The sequence below is a fragment of the Oscillospiraceae bacterium genome (genome assembly GCA_015068645.1).
Classification (GTDB): Bacteria; Bacillota; Clostridia; order UMGS1840; family UMGS1840; genus SIG452.
The window spans coordinates 102019-120486 of sequence record SVKD01000002.1; the positions used below are offsets into that span (position 1 = coordinate 102019).

The window sequence follows — 18468 nt, forward strand, 5'->3', positions numbered from 1 at the left end:
AACGAGCCATCATGCATGAACACATAATCCCGCCGGTATGGCGGCTGCTGTGGTTTTGGATTCTGCTTTTTGTGGCAATTCTCTCCGGCTGGATGCTCTTTTCCACCTTAACAAATGTGAAAACTACAGCCCCTGAAATTTCAAAGCCTGTTTCCTATGTCACAGAACCGACAAAACCGAAAGAACCGGCAGATCCTACTCAGGATCAACTGGACGATGCCATAAAACGGGCAGAACAACTGTGCACCGAAAAATTTCTTTCCCAATACGAAATTTCCATCCAACTGAGGTCGGAAGGTCATCATTACAAAGCTGTTGAATATGCATTGAATCACCTTGCGGTGGACTGGAATGAAACAGCGCTGAAACGGGCAGAAGATTGTGCCCTCAATCAGGGAAAATCCCAACAGGAAGTCTCCACGGAAATTTCAACCCACTTTACGAAAAAAGAACTGCAATACGTCCTTCATAACATCACTGCAGACTGGAATCTTGCTGCCAAAAAGCGGGCAAAAATTCTGTCGGAGGAATACGGTGATTCCAAGCAGAACATTTATGAGATGTTAATGGAAAAAAATTTTTCTGCCCAACAGGCAAAATACGGTGTAGATTATGCAGAGATAGACTGGAATGAAAATGCGTTAAAACATGCCAAACAGTTTCATCTGATTGATCACATGCCGGCAAAAGTGATTCTCACAAAACTGACTTCCCAAAGAGAAGAACAATTTACTGCGGAAGAAGCAAATTATGCTGTAACTGCGCTGCAAACATGGATAGAAGAGGGCATTGCCATACAAGACGGTGAGTTGGCAGATTATAACGTCAGTTATCCGAAAGGTTCTGCCAAACCTCTTTATAAGAAAAAATTCCGGATATCAGAGTATCTGTTAGATGATTATATTCCAACAACAGACACCACCTCCTATTATATCCCCTCTTACAGTTACTGATTCCAAAATAAGAACCCGACCCGATGACGCAATCAAAGATTGCGGTCGGGTGCCCCGGAACCTTGTTGTATTCACAATAAATATCCCCCCGTATAACGGGGGGTTTTTCATTTTCGGGCATAGCCCTAATATTACTGGCAACACACAAGTTCGTTTTTTATTGGCCTGCCAGACATGCAACTTATACTTGCTACCCATAAATGGGTTACCGAAGTAATCTTTCTGACGAAAACTACAGAGTAATCTTCGGCTCCCTTGTGTAAAGGGAGCTGGCAAACCGCAAGGTTTGACTGAGGGATTGTTATATTGTGTTTTCTTCTAAAAGCTCCCTTCTTACATCAGTCACAACCCCTCCGAGTTTTGCTTTGCAAAACCCACCTCCCCTTACACAGGGGAGGCTTTTGCTAAGAGTAGTTTGTTGTTAAATTCAAAAAAGCTGCAGTATAAATGTTACTTCAGTTGAAACGTTTGGTATCCTGCTCACCGGTGAACCTTTATCGAACCACGCGACTATCGCGTGGTTTTCGTTATACAACAAAAAGACATGGAATAAAATCCATGCCTTTTGCGTTCTCCATATTTCTTTTCCAAATCTCTATCCAAGGCGAAGAAAAATGGATGCAGAATGAAGAAACCGAACACCGAAGGTGGTTACCCGAAGCCGTACCGCGTGTACGGCGAGCGGTGAGGTTCATTCATTATGCGCCATTTATCAAGCCGTCTTAGAGGTCAAAGTCTTTGTCGGTAAACTCCAACACAATTTCAGTGGTAATAGATTCGCCCGGTTCTAAGAATTTTAATTCGCCGTTTTCACGCATAGTTTTTCTGCCGCAAGGCCAAGCGTTACCGGGTTCTAAACCAAGCACATATTCATATTCACCCATCATTTTCCATTCGGTTAAGAAGGGGAGAGTTTCTTTGGAGATACTCATGGTGAAGCCAACCTTACAATCGGGATTGTAGATACCGATTTTTGCTTTGCCTGCAGTTTCCGCCACGTCATACACATAGCATTCTTCCGCAAAACCTGCCTGAGGTTTTTCCATCACTTTTCTTTGGTCATATTTGGGAATGAATGCATCAGCGGTGGGCTTACTGGAGATTTCGGGAATCATCACCTTTGCGTTTTCTGATAACAGCGGATATCCCAAGTTGATATGATATAACACCTGGGAAGGTGCAGTTTTGTTACCGATATTGGTGATGGTATCAGACAGGGTGATTTTATCTTCGGTTTTGGAAATTTTATAAGTACGTTTCATCTGGGTGTGACAAGCAAATAAAGATGCTTCGGTTGCAACTGCTTCCACGATGATTTCGTCTTCGGTTTCCCAGTAGTTGTAGCTATCGCAGGGGATGTTGCTGATTAAACCGTGCATGGGAGTGCTTTCGCCGTCATCCTCGCAGGAGCCACCAACAGCAGTCAGACCGCAGGTGGTCATAAATCCTGCAGTAAAGTTCTGTAAGAACCCTTTTCCTTTGGCATCATCATACAAACCGGGTGCCACGTAACCTGCAGGAGAGAACCATCCTAAGTTCACACCTTTGTAAGATAAGCGGGACATATCCATACATCTGTCACAAGTTAAAGTTAAGTCAATCGCTTTGGTATTTTTAATCTGCAGAAGGTTCATACCTTTTCCTTTGCCTTTAGCTAAGGTTACTTCTTCCACACCGCCCAGCTGAGCGGGATTTCCAATATACTTATTCATAATGAATACTCCTTTATTAAATTTATAGTTTGTTTAAGGCTTCCCCTCGAGGGGAAGGCTCATATGTTGTTTGTTTTATCAGGCTTTAGCGTTCGATAAAGCCGATTTTCTTATACACTTTTCTTAAAATCTTGCGGGATGCAAGACAAGCTTTTTCGGCACCCTGTTTATAAATCTGTTCCAGGTACGCTTTGTCGCCCTGCAATTGCAGGTATTTTTCTCTTACGGGACGTAATTCTTCCACCACACATTCTGCCACATCGCTTTTGAACACACCATAGTTTTTGCCCTGGTATTCGGCTTCGATTTCCTCAAAGGATTTGCCTGTGATGGCACCCATAATGCTCATTAAGTTTTCGATACCTTCTTTGCCTTCCCCACGGCAGATTCTCATATCGCTGTCGGTCACCGCAGACTTGATTTTTTTGGTGATGGAATCCGCATCATCGGTGACGGTGATATAAGCTTTGGGATTTTCGTCGGATTTGGACATTTTCTTGGTGGGTTCCTGCAAACTCATAATTTTTGCGCCTGTTTTGGAGATGTAGCCTTCGGGAACGGTGAAGGTGTCACCATAATGATTGTTAAAACGGATGGCGATATCACGTGCTAATTCCAGATGCTGCATCTGGTCAATCCCAACGGGAACCAGGTCGGTACCGTATAACAGAATGTCTGCCGCCATTAAAACGGGATAAGTGAACAGACCTGCACCGATGGATTCGTTCTGTTTGTTTTTGGTTTTATCTTTAAACTGAGTCATACGGGATAATTCACCCATATAGGAATTACACATCAATACCCAAGCCAGCTCTGCGTGAGCAGGGTTATGGGACTGCATAAACATAATGTTTTTCTCAGGATCCAACCCGCAGGCGATATACTGGGTTAAAAAGTCCAGACAACGCTTTCTTAAATCCGCAGGATTCTGACGGACGGTGATGGCGTGCATATCCACCACGCAGTATGCACAGTCATATTCATCCTGGAGCTTTACCCAGTTTTTCAATGCACCGATATAGTTGCCGATGGTGATATGTCCTGAGGGCTGAATGCCCGAAAAGATTCGTTTTTTTCTTTCGATTTTTTCCATTTTCTTTGCTCCTCGTCTCTGTTAGGATAATCAAAATTATAATTTGGTGATGCCACCTCTAAGGCGCAGAAAAAGGGCACAAAACACCTCATCCACCGCAAGCGGTCCCCCTTCTCCTCAAAGGAGAAGGCTTATATGCCACCCTATTTCCAATCCACCAACCTACTGCAAATTACAGGTTTTCTTTCAGAACATCCGCTAAGATTCCAATGCCTTCCACAATTTTTTCGTCGGTCATGGTGGAATAATTTAAGCGGAAGCAGTTACAGGGTTTTGCCATGTCGGTCATAAAGTTACTTCCCGGCACAAACGCCACATTCTTTTCCACGCCTTTTTTCACGATGCCTGCCGCGTCCATACCTTCGGGTAAGGTACACCAGATAAAGAGTCCACCTTCGGGACGGGTATATTTCACTTCTTTGGGGAAGTGTTTATCCATTTCGGATAACATCAGTTCGCACTGATGTCCGTATAATTCTCTTGCTTTGCCAATATGAGCATCAATGTCGCAGGTTTTTAACCATTCGGATGCAATCACCTGAGTTAAGAGGTTGGTATGTACGTCATTAACCTGTTTTGCAACTACCATTTTTTCCATAATTTCGGGAATACCGTGGGTGAAACCAAGTCTCAGACCGGGTGCCAAAATTTTGGAGAAGGAACCAAAATACATCACGGCGTTTTCGGTATCCATCGATTTTAAGGTGGGCACATTTTCCCCTTTAAAACGAAGCTCGCCGTAGGGGTTATCTTCAAAAATCACCACATTATACTGATATGCCAAAGAAAGCAGTTTCTTTCTTTTTTCCAAACTCATGGTGATGCCTGTGGGATTCTGGAAGGTGGGAATCACATAAATGATGCGAACTCTGTCATCTGATTTCAAAATCTCTTCCAGTTTATCCAGATTCATACCGTCTTCTTCCACGGGAACCCCTTTTAACACGGCACCGTATGTACGAAAAGAGTTCAACGCACCGATAAAGCTGGGTTCTTCCACAATGATGGTGTCACCGGGATTTAAAATGCTTTTTACCGCTAAATCAAGTCCCTGCTGACCGCCGGTGGTGATGATGGTGTTGTTGCCTTCTTGGTAAATACCCTGTTTTTTCAGTCTCGCTTCCACCTGCTCAATTAAGGGGGTATATCCTTCGGTGATGCCGTACTGCAAACACAGAGAAGGCATTTCGGTTAACACTTTTTGAGCAATTTCCTTGATTTCATCCACAGGGAATGTCAAGGGAGAGGGATTTCCTCCCGCAAAAGAGATAATGCCGGGTTTTGCCATAGTTTTAAACATTTCACGAATGGCAGAGCCCTGCATGGTTTTCATATTATCGGAAATATGATACTTCATATTTTTCATCTTCCTTTCTGTTACCAAGTTCTATACTTCATCAGGGTAATAAGTTTCGATTGCTTTTTTTGCAGCTTGTTTTTCTGCTTCTTTTTTGGTTTTTCCTTCCCCAACACCAAGCACTTTTCCCAAATGGGACACTTGGGACACAAAGTGTTTATTGTGGTCGGGACCTTCGGATTTCAACAGTTCATACACCAAATCCACCTTGGATTCTTTTTGCACCAATTCCTGAAGCTTCGACTTGGAATCCAGCACATTTCGGTTTTGAATAGTCTCTTCAATAGCCCCTCTCATCAAACGAAGCACCACCTCTTTGGCGGTTACAAAATCGCTATCCAAAAACACGGCACCAAAAATGGCTTCCAAAGTGTCTGACGTGGTGGAATCTAATTTTTCAATTCCCAGTAACCGTTCTCCGTTTCCAATGAGTAAGTATCGGGGAATTTCTAAAGAATTTGCCACAATAGCCAAGGATTTTTCACAAACTACAGATGCTTTTAATTTGGTCAACTCCCCTTCTTTCACGTCGGGAAGCAGTTTGTAAAGCTCCTCGGCAATTGTTAAGCCCAAAACCGAATCTCCCAAAAATTCCAACCGCTGATTGTACTCTTTCAAGTTATGCTCCACCACATAGGAACGGCGTGTTAATGCGGTGCGAAGCAATTCTTTATTTTGGAAGACGTATCCGATTTTCTTTTCCATATCTTTTGGTTTCCTCCTTTCTGAAAATATCATTGTAGGGACAGATGCCCACATCTGTCCGCTGTTTTGAAATGGTAACACGGGACGATGAAGGCATCGTCCCCTACAGTTTCATTTTTCATTTTGTTGGAAAATTGATAAAATTTTCAAGTAGCTTCAGTCCTGTTTTTCCGCTTTTTTCGGGGTGAAACTGGGTCAAAAACACGTTTTCTCTCTGATATGCACAGTCAAAGGGAATACCGTATTCCGAAGTGGCAATCACTTCCTCACGGTTTTTTGCCTCTAAATAGTAGCTATGCACAAAATAAAAATAATCGTCAGGCAAGTCGCAAAATAAGGGACTTTCTTTGTATTCAATTCGGTTCCAGCCAATCTGAGGCACTTTTTTGCAGATGTCCACGGGAAATTTTTTGATTTCACCGGGAAAAATGCCAAGACCGGGTAAATTACCTTCTTCGGATGTTTCAAAACACATCTGTAACCCCACGCAGATGCCCAAAAAAGGTGTTTTTTTCTCAATCACTTCGTACACGGTTTCAATGAGGCCTGATTTTCTGATGCTTCCCATAGCATCATCAAAATGACCCACACCGGGCAGAATCACGTGGTCTGCAGAACGGATCATATTTTTGTCAGAGGTAATAGATACCTCATCGGTAAACTGTTTTAAGGCGTTGGAAACCCCGAACAGATTCCCTGCGCCGTAGTCAATAATCGCTATCATTATTCAATAACCGCCTTCACTTTTTCAATCATGGGCAGAATCTGCTTTTTCATTTTCATACTTACTTTATTGACAATCAGACGTGCAGACAGCTGACATACTTCTTCCAACACGCCAAGACCGTTTTCTTCTAAGGTTTTGCCCGATTCCACAATATCCACAATCACATCGGATAAGCCCACAATGGGAGCTAATTCAATAGAACCGTTTAATTTGATGATGTCGGGAGACTGTTTTTTCACATCTTTAAAATAAGCTCTTGCAATATTGGGATACTTGGTAGCAACCTTTAGGGATGACACACGGCTGTTTAATTTTTCTCTTGCCGATTCGGGTCCGCAGACACACATTCTGCACTTTCCAAAATTTAAATTTAATACTTCGTACAGACTTCTGCCTTCTTCCAAAATAGTGTCTTTGCCCACCACGCCGATATCGGCAGCGCCGTATTCCACATAACAGGGAACATCACTTGCTTTTACCAAAATATATTTAACTTTACCGATTTCGTCAGTAAAAATCAACTTTCTGCCCTTGTCTTCCAGACAGGAAATATCGTAACCTGCTTTGCCGAAAATTTCGGCAGCATAGTCACCTAATCTGCCTTTTGCCAATGCAACGGTAATGTATTTCAATTCGCTCTACCTCCCTTATCCGTTTACAATCACAGATTTGCCTTGTTTTCTAAGTTCTTTGGCCTGTTCAATCAGTTCCTTTTTGTCATCACCTGATAACAATTCATCTGCTTTGGGAGCTTCGTGGGAAATCGCGTGGCTCATACCGTCGGTCAAACGGTTGATATAAATAGCAGAACCGGTTGCAGGAATTTCTTTGCCAAATCGGGAAATCAATTTGTCATAACGACCACCGCCTGCCACGGGGAATCCCACACCCTGATGGAAGATTTTAAAAATCATACCGGTGTAGTAATCCATATTTTTGTTCATACCCAAATCAAAAGTAATATAATTTTCGTAACCGTAGTAAGAAAGATAAGTATCAATTTCCAACAGTTCTTCCAATGCTTTTTTAGACTGTTCGGGCAATTTTTTATTGAGCATTTCGGTGATAACTTCTTTTCCGCCGAATAAGGTGGGCAGTTTTAAAATGATATCTTTAATGGACTCATCAAGAGTAACGGTTTGGAGCACTTCTTCCATAGACAGGATATCTTTTTTTACCATCAAATCATTGATTTCATCCTGCAATTCTTCGGATAAGTGACTTTCGGACAGAAGACCTCTTACAAAGTTTACGTTCCCTAATTCCACCATAAAGTCGGTAGCACCTGCATCCAATAATGCATTTATCGTTAAAGCGATAACTTCCGCATCATAGAAAGTGCCTTTTTCACCCAGAAGCTCAATACCTGCCTGGGTGAATTCATTCTGTCTGCCACCTTTGGTGGGGTCGGAAAAACGGTATACGTTTCCCAAATAAGATGCTCTCACAGGCAACTGATCAAATAATTTGGTTGCAGCTACTCTGGCAATAGGCATAGTCATATCAGGACGCAAGGATACCACTGCACCGTTTCTATCTACCAATCGGTACAGTCCTTCTGCATCAGAATTACCAAAAAATACGCTGTCGTACTCCATTAAGGGAGTTTCCAACGGAAAATAACCGTAGCTTTTAAAACATTTCATAATGTTTTCTTCTATCTGATGCTTAAATTCACACTCCGAAAATAAAATATCGTTGGTACCTTCTAAGGTTAATGCCGTTTTTTTCATAGTGCAGGGGTTCTCCTTTTTGCTTTTTTTAATGAGAGGTGATTTTCAGGTTCCTATTTCAAAACGTGCGCCATTTTACAAGCTCTCTATAATCTGAGGCGAAGAGAAAAGGATGCAAAATGGAACAACCGAACCGAAGGGTTATCCGAAGGCGTACTGTTGTGTACGCCGAGTGATGAGGTTACTTCATTTTGCGCCTTTTATCAAGCCATTTATAGTCTTACAGGTAATACCATATACAAAAATTCTTCCGTCTCGCCTTTTAAAATACAGGGACTTAAATTATTGCTGAAATCCAAGAAAATTTCGTCGGTTTCCGATGCTTTTAAGGCATCCAATAAGAATTTATGGTTAAATCCGATTTCCAAGTCTTCCCCTGTTTTTTCAATGGAAATGATATCCTGAGCGTGACCAATTCTGGAAATGGTGTTTAAGGTCATCTTGTCTCCTTCTAAGTGCATACGGATGGGAGCTTTGTTATCCGCAGTAATTAAGAGAGATGCACGTTCCAAAGATTCAATCAGCTCCTTGGTAGAAGTTTTCACTTTGATTTCCGCATTTTTGGGAATAATCTGTTCATAGTTAAAAAATTCCCCATCAATTAATCTGGTATAAAATTCATAGTTATCCAGTTTGATCAGTGCTTTTCTGTCACCAAATTCGATTACAATTTCTTCTTTGGTGTCTGCTAAAATTTTAAGTAGCTCATTCAAACTCTTACCGGGAATTACATAAGAACGGTTTTCACCGGTAGGAATGATTTCTTCTTTTCTCACTGCCATACGGCAACCATCTAAGGTCACCACGGTCAGTTCATTATCTTTTACTTCAAACAACGCACCGGTAAAGGTGATTTTGGTATCTGCTGTACCGATGGAGAATAGGGTTTTCTTAATGATTTCCTTTAATTTCTGTTCGGTAATTTTCATGGAGAATTCCGGATTAAGTTCTTCCACCACAGGGAACATTTCTGCATCCATTGCCACGATTTCATATTTGGCGGAACCGGATGTAATCAGAGTAGTCAGTTTTTCGTCTACCGAAATACTTACCATACCTTCCGGCATCAGACGAACCATATCGAACAAGTTTTTGGCATTGATAACGCCAACACCTTCTTCTTGTATGTCTGCTTCAAAACGGGCTTTGATGGCAATTTCAGTGTTGTTACCGATTAAGGTAATCATATTGTTTCTCGCCATCACATAAACCCCTTCCAGTTGGGGAACGGTTGCTTTGGGAGATACCGCTTTTAATACGGTGGATAAATTTTCTAAAAATATCTCTTTTAAAAAACTAAACTTCATTTTTTAGTCCTCGTCTTTCATAAGGTTGTCAGAATTGTAGGATATCAATTCCTCATAGAATTATGGATACAAAAAATCGTTTTGATGATTTCAAAAATCAGTCCATCTATATAAGGAAAATATTTTAGTATAAAACAGTATATTGTTATAGGTGATGTGGAAATGTTGAAAAATCTCTTTTCTCTTAGAAAACAAAGGATTTTTGGTGTTTATAACTTTTTTTATAATTTGTGCATAAATCAGCAACTTTCCACATAGGATATGATGGGAACTTTTATCCACAGAAATTTTACAGGTTTTCCCTGTGGGAATGTGTAATAATTTGTGGATTGTTTTGATCGAGAAATTTTTCTTAAAAAACTGTTGTGGAGAACTCTTTCAAAATACACAGGAATTCTGTTTATTTCCACAGAACTTATCCCCAAATCCTGTTTAATTTTTTTGGATCTGTGTTTTATCAAATGATAATACTATTATATATCAGCACAATTTTTTAGGATTCATATCTGTAATAACCGTTTCTAAGTATGCCGGAGGGTATCATTACCGAGAACAATCACCTTCTCATTTTATATGATATTATCATAGTGCTATCCTAAAAAGAGGGTATCAATTCATAGAAGTGTTATCTTCTGGATTCATGCTATTTTATCATAGTGTTATCCTGAAAAAGAGGGTATCAGAAAATAGAAAAATAAACCTTCAAGTTCTGCTATCTTACAATAGTGTTATCCTAAAAGAATTAATCTTCTAATAAACCGGTGATTTCTTCAATAATGGTATCAATATAAGCGTCAGATTTACGAGCTTCCTTGATTTTTTCAATGGAATACATTACGGTGGAATGGTCTCTTCCGCCAAATTCTTCCCCGATTTTGGGCAAGCTCATTTCCAACACTTCTCTTGCTAAGAACATTGCCACCTGACGGGCTTTTACAATTTCTTTCTTTTTGGAAGAAGATTTTAAAAGCTGGGGATCAATGTTAAAGTAGCCTGCAGTTTCCACCATCACCGTTTCAATACCCGGTTTTGCTTTTTTGGAATCTGCAATAATAACTTTAATAACATCTTCTGCCAGTTCTTTGGTAATTTCCTTTTTCGATAACTTGGTTAAGGCAACCAATCTGGTAAAAATACCTTCCAATTCACGTACATTGGATTTGATTTTGGTGGCAATAAACTGGATAATTTCATCATCAATCGGAAAATTTTCTTCCTCGGTTTTCTTCTTTAAAATGGCGATTCTGGTTTCTAAGTCAGGTGCATTGATATCACACATTAACCCTGCTTCAAAACGGGTTCTTAAGCGTTCTTCCAAGGTTCTGATATCCTTAGGAGGACGGTCGGAAGATAACACAATCTGTTTGTCATTATGATATAAATGATTAAAGGTATGGAAAAATTCTTCCTGCGTACCTTCTTTTCCGCCGATAAACTGAATATCGTCTACCATCAATACGTCAATATTACGAAGTTTATCACGGAATGAGGTATTCTGACCGGATTTAATGGAATCAATAAACTCATTCGTAAAGGATTCCGAGGTCAGATACAACACTTTTTTTGTAGGATCATTTTCTTTGATTCTGTTACCGATTGCATGCAGCAGATGAGTTTTGCCTAATCCAACACCACCATAGATAAATAAGGGGTTATAGTTTTCTGCCGGACTTTCTGCTACGGCAATTGCTGCAGCATGGGCAAAACGGTTGGATTCTCCAATAACAAAATTCTGGAAAGTATATTTTTTGTTTAACGTGGATAATTCATCCTGAGTATCGGAAAAACGGTCTAACACAGAAGGAGCATTTCTTCTGTCATCCACCAAAAACATGAAATCAGAAATTCTGCCTTGGGATGCAGTTACCACTGCAGTTTTTACCAATTCGGAGTATTTTTTTGTGATCATATCACGGGTATATTCAATGGGAACGCGAAAATAAAATATATTGTTTTCTATCTTTTCCGGGGTGACAGAGGTAAACCAGGTACTGTATGCCACCGGGGAAATTTCACTTTTTATTATGTCTACTACCTTTTCGTAGAGTTCATCTGTGGAAAACAAGTGATTTCACCTCATTTTTATGATTTATCCACATTTTTTGTGGAATATTTTTTTATTTTGTGTGGAAAACCTTTCCCAAGTTCCCTAAGGGTTTTCCAACAACGTGGTTTACATAATAATTCTAAAAATGTTTTTTACTTTTTGTTACAAACCCTCTTGACATCTTTTTAGTATGGCACTTTTGAAGGGTTGTACAAACTTTTGATATAGCATCTCGCCATTTTTTTTGTATGGCACTTTTGAAGGGATATACAAACTTCCAATATAGTGTCTTGCCGTTTTTTTGGTATGGCACTTTGCAGCAATGAATATTGAACAATGAATAGTGAATAATTATGGTGGCAGGCAAAGCCTGCATCATAAGGCTCTCCCCTCAGGGAGAGCTGTCAGCAAAGCTGACTGAGAGGGCTAAATGGTTGGCAACGCCAACCCACCTCAATTATTCATTCTTCATTATTACTTAATAATATCAGTGCCCATATACGGACGCAGCACTTCGGGAATGGTTACAGAACCGTCTTCGTTCTGATAGTTTTCCAAAATGGCTGCCACGGTTCTGCCAACTGCTAAACCGGAACCGTTTAAGGTATGCACAAACTGGGGTTTGGAGTTAATATCTTCTTTAAATTTGATGTTGGCTCTTCTTGCCTGATAGTCCACAAAGTTAGAGCAGGAAGAAATTTCCACATATCTGCCATAGCTGGGAAGATAAACTTCCAAGTCATAAGTCATTGCAGAGGAGAAGCCTAAGTCACCGGAGCAAAGCAGAACTACTCTGTAAGGTAAGCCTAATAACTGGAGCAGTCTTTCTGCATCATTGGTTAAGGATTCCAATTCTTCAAAAGAATTTTCAGGGTTAGAGAATTTCACCAATTCCACCTTGTTAAACTGATGCTGACGGATTAAGCCTCTGGTATCACGGCCTGCGCTACCTGCTTCTGCACGAAAACATGCGGAGTATGCACAGTATTTGATAGGTAATTCTTCTTTCTTTAAGATTTCATCTCTGTGCAGATTGGTAACAGGTACTTCTGCAGTGGGAATCATAAAGTAATCACAATTCTTTAAAGAGAAAGCGTCTTCTTCAAATTTGGGAAGCTGGCCGGTACCGGTCATGGATGCGCGGTTTACCATATAAGGAGGTAAAATTTCGGTGTAACCGTTCTGGGTGTGAGTGTCTAAGAAGAAGCTGATGACAGCTCTTTCTAATCTTGCTCCCAATCCTTTATATACGGTGAAACGGGAACCGGTAATCTTTGCTCCTCTTTCAAAATCCAGAATACCAAGGTTTTCGCCAATGTCCCAATGAGGTTTGAACTCAAAATCAAATTCTCTGGGAGTGCCCCATTTTCTGATTTCTTTGTTATCTTCATCAGAATTACCGTCCGGCACGCAATCTGCAGGGGTGTTGGGGATTTTTAATAAGGTAGCCTGCAATTCTTCCTGAATTTCGGAAAGCTCTTTGTCCATCCCTTTAATCTGTTCGGATAATTCCTTCATTTCCTGGAAAATGGGAGCCACGTCTTTGCCTTCCTTTTTCAGTTTGGGAATTTCTTTGGAAACAGTATTCTGTTTATTTTTTAAGTTTTCTGCCTGGAAAGTGAGCGCTCTTCTTTTTTCATCTAATTCGCTTACTTTTTCCAATAAGTTAATATCTGCTTTTTTAATGGTTAAAAGACGTTTTACTTCTTCTTTTTCATCACGGATACGTTTTAAGTCCAGCATAATATTTCTCCTTTTTTTGGTATCGCCTTCGGCGGTGTTCCGTCCGCCCTCGTTTGGGGATGATTAGCGACACATTCTATTATAACATAATGGAATTTGAGCCGTCAAGCTCGATAATTTGTACAATTTTTATCAAGCGCTTTGAAATGCATCTTTTGTTTATTTGATTCTGCTTTAAAAGGTATCAAAAAGCTTTTTTGTTTTTTTAAAACTTTGTTGCGCAGAGCTATACTAAAATAAATCGATGATACGTTTTAAATCATCCTGAGTGTAGTACTCAATTTCAATCTTGCTTTTGATTTTACCGCTCTTAATCTGCACTTTGGTGCCGAATTTCTGGGTTAATTGAGTTTCCACCTCAATCAGATTGGGGTCTTTTTTCAAGGTTTTTTTGATTAAATTGGTACGTTTTTTCTCGGAAAGTTTTTTTGCCAATTCTTCTGCATCTCTTACGGAAATCTCGTTTTTCACAATTTCATAAAGGAGCAGTTTCTTCCCTTCGTCCGATTCTAAGGAAGACAGGGCTTTTGCGTGTCCTAAAGACACTTTTCCTGCTTTGATTTCTTTTAACACGAAATCAGGCAGATTTAAAATTCTTAAAATATTCGCCACGGTGGAACGGCTTTTGGATACTCGTTTGGCAATATCTTCCTGAGTTAAGCCAAACTGTTCCTTTAAAGTCTGATACCCCATAGCTTCTTCCAAGGGATTTAAGTCTTCTCGCTGCAGGTTTTCAATTAAGGCAATTTCCATTACCTCACGGGTTTCATAATCCTTCACAATGGCGGGAATTTTTTTCTTCCCTGCCAGCTTGGAAGCACGCCAGCGGCGTTCCCCTGCAATGATTTCATATAATCCGTTCTCTTTTTTTCTTACCAGAATGGGTGATAACACTCCAACCTCTGCAATGGAATCTGCCAACGCACTCAATGCTTCTTCCGAAAAATCTTTTCTCGGCTGAGTGGGGTTTGGCTCAATATCCATAATGGAAAGTTCATGGACTTTTCCGGAGCCGGTATCAATTTTTTCTTCCAAAAGTGAAGAAAGTCCGCGGCCAAGTCCGCCTTTTTTTGTCATATCTATGTTCCTCTTTTCTTACCTTTTTGCTGTGGTTTTTCTTTCAAATGGATTCTGAAAAAGGATGAAAAACCCAGTGTTTGCAATGGTTTTTACGGTTTTCTAGTCATTATGATTGATGATATCCTCCGATATCTGTAAGTAAGCTTCGGTGCAACGGGAACGCTTATCATAATATAAAATCGGTTCTCCGTAGCTGGGTGCTTCTCCCAAACGAACACTTCTGGGAACGGGTGATTTAAACACCTTGTCTCCGAAGTATTTTTTAATTTCACTTGCCACCTGAAGGGTTAAATTGGTTCTGCCGTCATACATGGTCAGCACTACCCCTTCAATTTCTAAATCTTCATTGTAACGGGATTTGATTTTTCTTAAGGTATTCATCAGCTGACTGAGCCCTTCCAGCGCAAAATATTCGCACTGCAACGGAATCACAATGGAATCGGAGCCTGATAAGATGTTGATGGTGATAAGCCCTAAAGATGGTGGACAATCCACAATCACATAATCGTATTCATCCCGTACCGGTTCCAAAGACTTGGTAAACTGAAATTCACGGTCGCTGAAGCTGACTAATTCCACTTCGGCACCTGCTAATTCAATGTTACAGGGGCAAACCCATAAATTCTCAAAATTCGTTGCAATTACTGAGTTTTTAATGGGTTCATTTCCAATCAGAACGTCATAAAATGAGGTTTCAACGCTCTCTTTGTCCACCCCAACGCCACTGGTTGCATTTCCCTGAGGGTCTGCATCAATGAGCAGAACCTTTTTGCCGAAATGCCCTAAGCAGGCAGCAATATTGATGGCAGAAGTGGTTTTTCCCACGCCGCCTTTCTGGTTGGCAACTGCAATAATTTTTCCCATTTTTTTGACCTTTCTTTCTGCTACGCTATTTAAAAGTGAATGCGAAATGTTCCCCGTGGAACATGCTGTTTGTTACATTAGTTCATGTAATTTCTGCCAAAATTGTTCCTCGTGGAACAAAAGGCAGTTGTTTTCCATCTAAAAAATAGGTGTGGTACCGATAATTGTACCATAAAACAGCAAAAAAGTCCATAGTTTTTCATAAAAAAATATTTTTTTTGTGTACTTTGCCTTTTGAACCGAAAATTGTTCCCCGTGGAACATTCAAAGATATGTTTTATCATATCCCGAAGTTAGCATAAAGGCCTAAAACAGCAGACAGGAGGGATTTTTACCATGAAACTTAGAGATGGATTAAAAACCGTAGAAAAACGGTGTATTTCGCTGCTTGGGTGGTTTCTTCGTGCAGCGATTGTTCTCACATTAGTTGGAATTGTGATTGCAAAGGCAGACCAAAACATATCGGATGCCCGATATTTGTTGATTTTGGCAGTAACGCTGGTGTGTCAGGGAGTTTGGGGAGCAGTTTTGTTTGATTGCATCTTCCGCAGACTGGGGAAAAAGGAATAAGAATGTTGTTTGAGCAGGAATTGTCACATTTTTTCCAACAGAATTATTTACCACCAAATTAAAAAGCACGAAATCCCTTGAAATTTCGTGCTTTTTTCATATAATTAGTCAGAAACTTTGGCATATAGAAAGACGCCGTCAGTGCGGTAGGGGATTACTTGATAGATTTTATTTTCCAAAATCCCCTCCCCTTCTAAAATCACCGGTAAATGATTTTCGCTGAGTCCGTAAACCCCTGATTTTTCGCCATTTTTTCCTGTTTTTTCTTCTTCTGCCAGTACGTTTAGTGTTTTTCCTAAGAATGTATTTAACACATTCTGTTCCAGCTCTTCGGATATTGCTAATAACGCTTTACTGCGCTTTTCTTTGATAGTTTGGGGAATCTGCTCAGGCATACCGTCTGCCACCGTTCCCGAACGTCTGGAATAGGGAAAGGTGTGGACCTTTAAAAAGCCCACTTTCTTTACGAAATCAAGAGTTTGTTGGAATTCTTCCTCTGTTTCTCCCGGAAATCCTACGATAACATCAGTGGTAATGGTAGTTTCGGGCTTGATTTCTCTGAGTTTTTCCACGGTTTTTAAGTAATATTGGGCGGTATAATGCCGATTCATTCGTTTTAGAACGGTGTCTGAACCACTTTGCAGAGAAATGTGGAAAGATGGGCATAGTTTTTTAGATTTTGCATAGTGGTGAAAAAACTTTTCGTGGAACGCAAAGGGTTCGATAGAGCTTAAACGGATTCGACAAATTCCATCAATTTTTTCTAATTTTTTCAATAAATCGGTTAAATCGCAGATGTCAGAATCGGGTGGAAAATCAATTCCGTATTTACAAACATGAATTCCTGCCAGCACAATTTCCTGGTATCCGTTTTTGGCTAAAAGTCTCGCTTCTTCCAGTATTTCCAAGGGATTTCGGCTTCTTAGCCGCCCTCTCACATAGGGAATAATGCAGTAAGAACAGAAGGAATTACAGCCATCCTGGATCTTTAAAATGGCTCTGGTTTTATCCCGATATTCGGTAATGGGGATGCTGTCAAATGAGGTTTCTGCAGTGAGTTCGGCAAGGGTTGTTTTGTTGTTTTTGGAAGATTTTTCCATTTCCTTTGCCTGCAAACACTCCTCAATGAGAGCAAACAGCTTGTGTTTGTTGCCGTTTCCAATCACTAAATCCACGCCCTCAATTTGGGAAGCTTCCTCCGGTTTTGCTTGTGCGTAACATCCGCACACAGCAACCAGCTCACTGTTTTTCACACACTGACGAATCAGCTTACGGGATTTTCTATCGCTGATATTGGTGACTGAACAGGTATTCACCACCGAAACAGACACAGCTTCTCCCGATTTAGCAGTCTGATACCCTGCCCGAAGAAATTGCTGTGCCATCGCTTCTGATTCATATTGATTTACCTTGCAACCTAAGGTGATGATGCGAAAAGTTCTTATTTTTTTCATTTTAACCAAATTTGCCTCATTTTTTTGTGTTTTTTCTAAGGATACAAAAACCCTTGAAAATCAAGGGTTTTGGAGTATATTTTGCTGTTTTTTCGTGCGGCTGGAGCCGATAGAATTTTTTTCCACGACCTAGAGCATGTCTTTCTTAATTAAAATCCACGCAGCCACACAGATCGCAACTACGGAAATTGCCAGTGGGAACCACCAGAACTGATCCAGCGGAATTCCTCCCTGAATGTTCATTCCGTAGAAAGAGGTTACGATGTTGGGAATCGCCATTAAGATGGTGATGGACGCCAACACCTTCATTACGATATTTAAGTTGTTGGAGATAACCGAAGCAAAAGCGTCCATGGTACCCGACAAAATGTTGGAATAGATATTGGACATTTCGATTGCCTGATTGGTTTCGATTAATACATCTTCCAACAGGTCTTCGTCCTCCTCGTATAAACGGATAAATTTTCCGCGACGAATCTTCTGCATGGTGATTTCGTTCGCCTTTAAAGAGGTGGAGAAGAACACCAGAGATTTTTCCAGATCGAGTAACTGAATTAACTCTTTGTTTTTCATAGAGCGGTGGAGCTGACGTTCCACATAACTTGAAATTTTATCAATCTGTTTTAAATAAAACAGGTATTTACTTGCCACACGATACAAAATTTGCAGGATAAAACGGGTTTTTAAGTTGGTGTGCACCTGCTTCACCACCCCGTCTGCAAATGCCTTTAAAATGGCGGTTTCGTCGTTACAAATGGTGATGATATAGTCTTTATTGACGATGATGGATAAGGGCAGGGTTTCAAATAAAATGGTGTTTCCCACGTGCTCTTCTTTTTCGGGAGCGGGAATATCCACAATGATTAAGGTGGTGCCGTTATCATCGGTTTCAACACGGGACATTTCTTCTTCGTCCAAGGAGGAACGGATAAAGTCTTTATCAATTCCCAACTGTTCTGTCAGGAAACGGGTATCCTTATCGTCAGGATCCACAAAATTGATCCAACAGTCTTTCTCAATTTCTGAAATCTGTTGAATTTTTCCGTCAAAGGATTTATAAATGCTATACATTTTGCATCACCCCGTTACGGTAAAACCGTCCCTTTCGTTGGATTTTTGGCAT

The 18468-nt window shown here is 40.4% G+C and carries 16 protein-coding genes; 2 read left to right on the plus strand and 14 right to left on the minus strand.

Annotated features, from left to right (window positions below; genetic code table 11):
* The first annotated feature begins 11 nt into the window (after positions 1 to 11).
* Positions 12 to 953, plus strand: coding sequence for a hypothetical protein (locus E7413_01395; protein MBE7018526.1), 942 nt, complete (start codon positions 12 to 14; stop codon positions 951 to 953).
* Between the two features lie 722 nt (positions 954 to 1675).
* Here E7413_01395 and E7413_01400 read toward each other — a convergent pair.
* The 12 genes from E7413_01400 to E7413_01455 all read right to left on the minus strand — a co-directional run bounded on the left by E7413_01400 (position 1676) and on the right by E7413_01455 (position 15321).
* Positions 1676 to 2665 carry a DUF4432 family protein gene (locus E7413_01400; protein ID MBE7018527.1) on the minus strand — a complete coding sequence of 330 codons (990 nt, stop codon included), beginning with the start codon at positions 2663 to 2665 and terminating at the stop codon, positions 1676 to 1678.
* Between the two features lie 85 nt (positions 2666 to 2750).
* Entirely contained in the window at positions 2751 to 3758 is a 1008-nt protein-coding gene (gene trpS / locus E7413_01405; GenBank protein ID MBE7018528.1) for a tryptophan--tRNA ligase, read from the minus strand.
* 172 nt (positions 3759 to 3930) lie between these two features.
* Complete coding sequence (locus E7413_01410) at positions 3931 to 5115, minus strand: PLP-dependent aminotransferase family protein (GenBank protein MBE7018529.1); 1185 nt, start codon at positions 5113 to 5115, stop codon at positions 3931 to 3933.
* Positions 5116 to 5145: 30 nt separating this feature from the next.
* A complete protein-coding gene (gene rnc / locus E7413_01415) occupies positions 5146 to 5901 on the minus strand; it encodes a ribonuclease III (GenBank protein MBE7018530.1) in 756 nt (251 codons plus the stop codon).
* Positions 5902 to 5938: 37 nt separating this feature from the next.
* Positions 5939 to 6544 (minus strand): imidazole glycerol phosphate synthase subunit HisH, encoded by a 606-nt coding sequence (gene hisH / locus E7413_01420; GenBank protein MBE7018531.1) that lies wholly within the window; start codon positions 6542 to 6544, stop codon positions 5939 to 5941.
* Complete coding sequence (locus E7413_01425; protein ID MBE7018532.1) at positions 6544 to 7179, minus strand: ATP phosphoribosyltransferase; 636 nt, start codon at positions 7177 to 7179, stop codon at positions 6544 to 6546. The genes hisH and E7413_01425 overlap by 1 nt, the downstream gene beginning before the upstream one ends.
* A 15-nt stretch (positions 7180 to 7194) precedes the next feature.
* A complete protein-coding gene (gene hisZ, locus E7413_01430) occupies positions 7195 to 8280 on the minus strand; it encodes an ATP phosphoribosyltransferase regulatory subunit (GenBank protein MBE7018533.1) in 1086 nt (361 codons plus the stop codon).
* 212 nt (positions 8281 to 8492) lie between these two features.
* Entirely contained in the window at positions 8493 to 9587 is a 1095-nt protein-coding gene (dnaN, locus tag E7413_01435; GenBank protein ID MBE7018534.1) for a DNA polymerase III subunit beta, read from the minus strand.
* A 742-nt stretch (positions 9588 to 10329) separates the two neighbouring features.
* Complete coding sequence (dnaA, locus tag E7413_01440) at positions 10330 to 11652, minus strand: chromosomal replication initiator protein DnaA (GenBank protein ID MBE7018535.1); 1323 nt, start codon at positions 11650 to 11652, stop codon at positions 10330 to 10332.
* A gap of 456 nt (positions 11653 to 12108) precedes the next feature.
* Entirely contained in the window at positions 12109 to 13377 is a 1269-nt protein-coding gene (serS, locus tag E7413_01445; GenBank protein MBE7018536.1) for a serine--tRNA ligase, read from the minus strand.
* Between the two features lie 231 nt (positions 13378 to 13608).
* Positions 13609 to 14454 carry a ParB/RepB/Spo0J family partition protein gene (locus E7413_01450; protein ID MBE7018537.1) on the minus strand — a complete coding sequence of 282 codons (846 nt, stop codon included), beginning with the start codon at positions 14452 to 14454 and terminating at the stop codon, positions 13609 to 13611.
* A gap of 102 nt (positions 14455 to 14556) precedes the next feature.
* Complete coding sequence (locus E7413_01455; protein MBE7018538.1) at positions 14557 to 15321, minus strand: ParA family protein; 765 nt, start codon at positions 15319 to 15321, stop codon at positions 14557 to 14559.
* 336 nt (positions 15322 to 15657) lie between these two features.
* Here E7413_01455 and E7413_01460 point away from each other — a divergent pair, with 336 nt between their 5' ends.
* A complete protein-coding gene (locus tag E7413_01460; protein ID MBE7018539.1) occupies positions 15658 to 15891 on the plus strand; it encodes a hypothetical protein in 234 nt (77 codons plus the stop codon).
* 104 nt (positions 15892 to 15995) lie between these two features.
* On the opposite strand, the gene mtaB is transcribed toward E7413_01460, so the two are convergent.
* Together mtaB and E7413_01470 are read right to left on the minus strand one after the other, a co-directional pair.
* Complete coding sequence (gene mtaB, locus E7413_01465) at positions 15996 to 17345, minus strand: tRNA (N(6)-L-threonylcarbamoyladenosine(37)-C(2))-methylthiotransferase MtaB (protein MBE7018540.1); 1350 nt, start codon at positions 17343 to 17345, stop codon at positions 15996 to 15998.
* Between the two features lie 129 nt (positions 17346 to 17474).
* Entirely contained in the window at positions 17475 to 18416 is a 942-nt protein-coding gene (locus tag E7413_01470) for a magnesium transporter CorA family protein (GenBank protein MBE7018541.1), read from the minus strand.
* Positions 18417 to 18468: the final 52 nt, after the last annotated feature.

Excerpts from the sequence above, each read along its gene's own strand:
- serS (MBE7018536.1), bottom strand. The coding sequence starts at position 13,377 with ATGCTGGACTTAAAACGTATCCGTGATGAAAAAGAAGAAGTAAAACGT.
- E7413_01400 (MBE7018527.1), bottom strand. The coding sequence starts at position 2,665 with ATGAATAAGTATATTGGAAATCCCGCTCAGCTGGGCGGTGTGGAAGAA.
- E7413_01395 (MBE7018526.1), top strand. The coding sequence starts at position 12 with ATGCATGAACACATAATCCCGCCGGTATGGCGGCTGCTGTGGTTTTGG.
- E7413_01470 (MBE7018541.1), bottom strand. The coding sequence starts at position 18,416 with ATGTATAGCATTTATAAATCCTTTGACGGAAAAATTCAACAGATTTCA.
- E7413_01460 (MBE7018539.1), top strand. The coding sequence starts at position 15,658 with ATGAAACTTAGAGATGGATTAAAAACCGTAGAAAAACGGTGTATTTCG.
- trpS (MBE7018528.1), bottom strand. The coding sequence starts at position 3,758 with ATGGAAAAAATCGAAAGAAAAAAACGAATCTTTTCGGGCATTCAGCCC.
- E7413_01455 (MBE7018538.1), bottom strand. The coding sequence starts at position 15,321 with ATGGGAAAAATTATTGCAGTTGCCAACCAGAAAGGCGGCGTGGGAAAA.
- E7413_01450 (MBE7018537.1), bottom strand. The coding sequence starts at position 14,454 with ATGACAAAAAAAGGCGGACTTGGCCGCGGACTTTCTTCACTTTTGGAA.
- hisH (MBE7018531.1), bottom strand. The coding sequence starts at position 6,544 with ATGATAGCGATTATTGACTACGGCGCAGGGAATCTGTTCGGGGTTTCC.
- dnaN (MBE7018534.1), bottom strand. The coding sequence starts at position 9,587 with ATGAAGTTTAGTTTTTTAAAAGAGATATTTTTAGAAAATTTATCCACC.
- E7413_01410 (MBE7018529.1), bottom strand. The coding sequence starts at position 5,115 with ATGAAGTATCATATTTCCGATAATATGAAAACCATGCAGGGCTCTGCC.
- hisZ (MBE7018533.1), bottom strand. The coding sequence starts at position 8,280 with ATGAAAAAAACGGCATTAACCTTAGAAGGTACCAACGATATTTTATTT.
- mtaB (MBE7018540.1), bottom strand. The coding sequence starts at position 17,345 with ATGAAAAAAATAAGAACTTTTCGCATCATCACCTTAGGTTGCAAGGTA.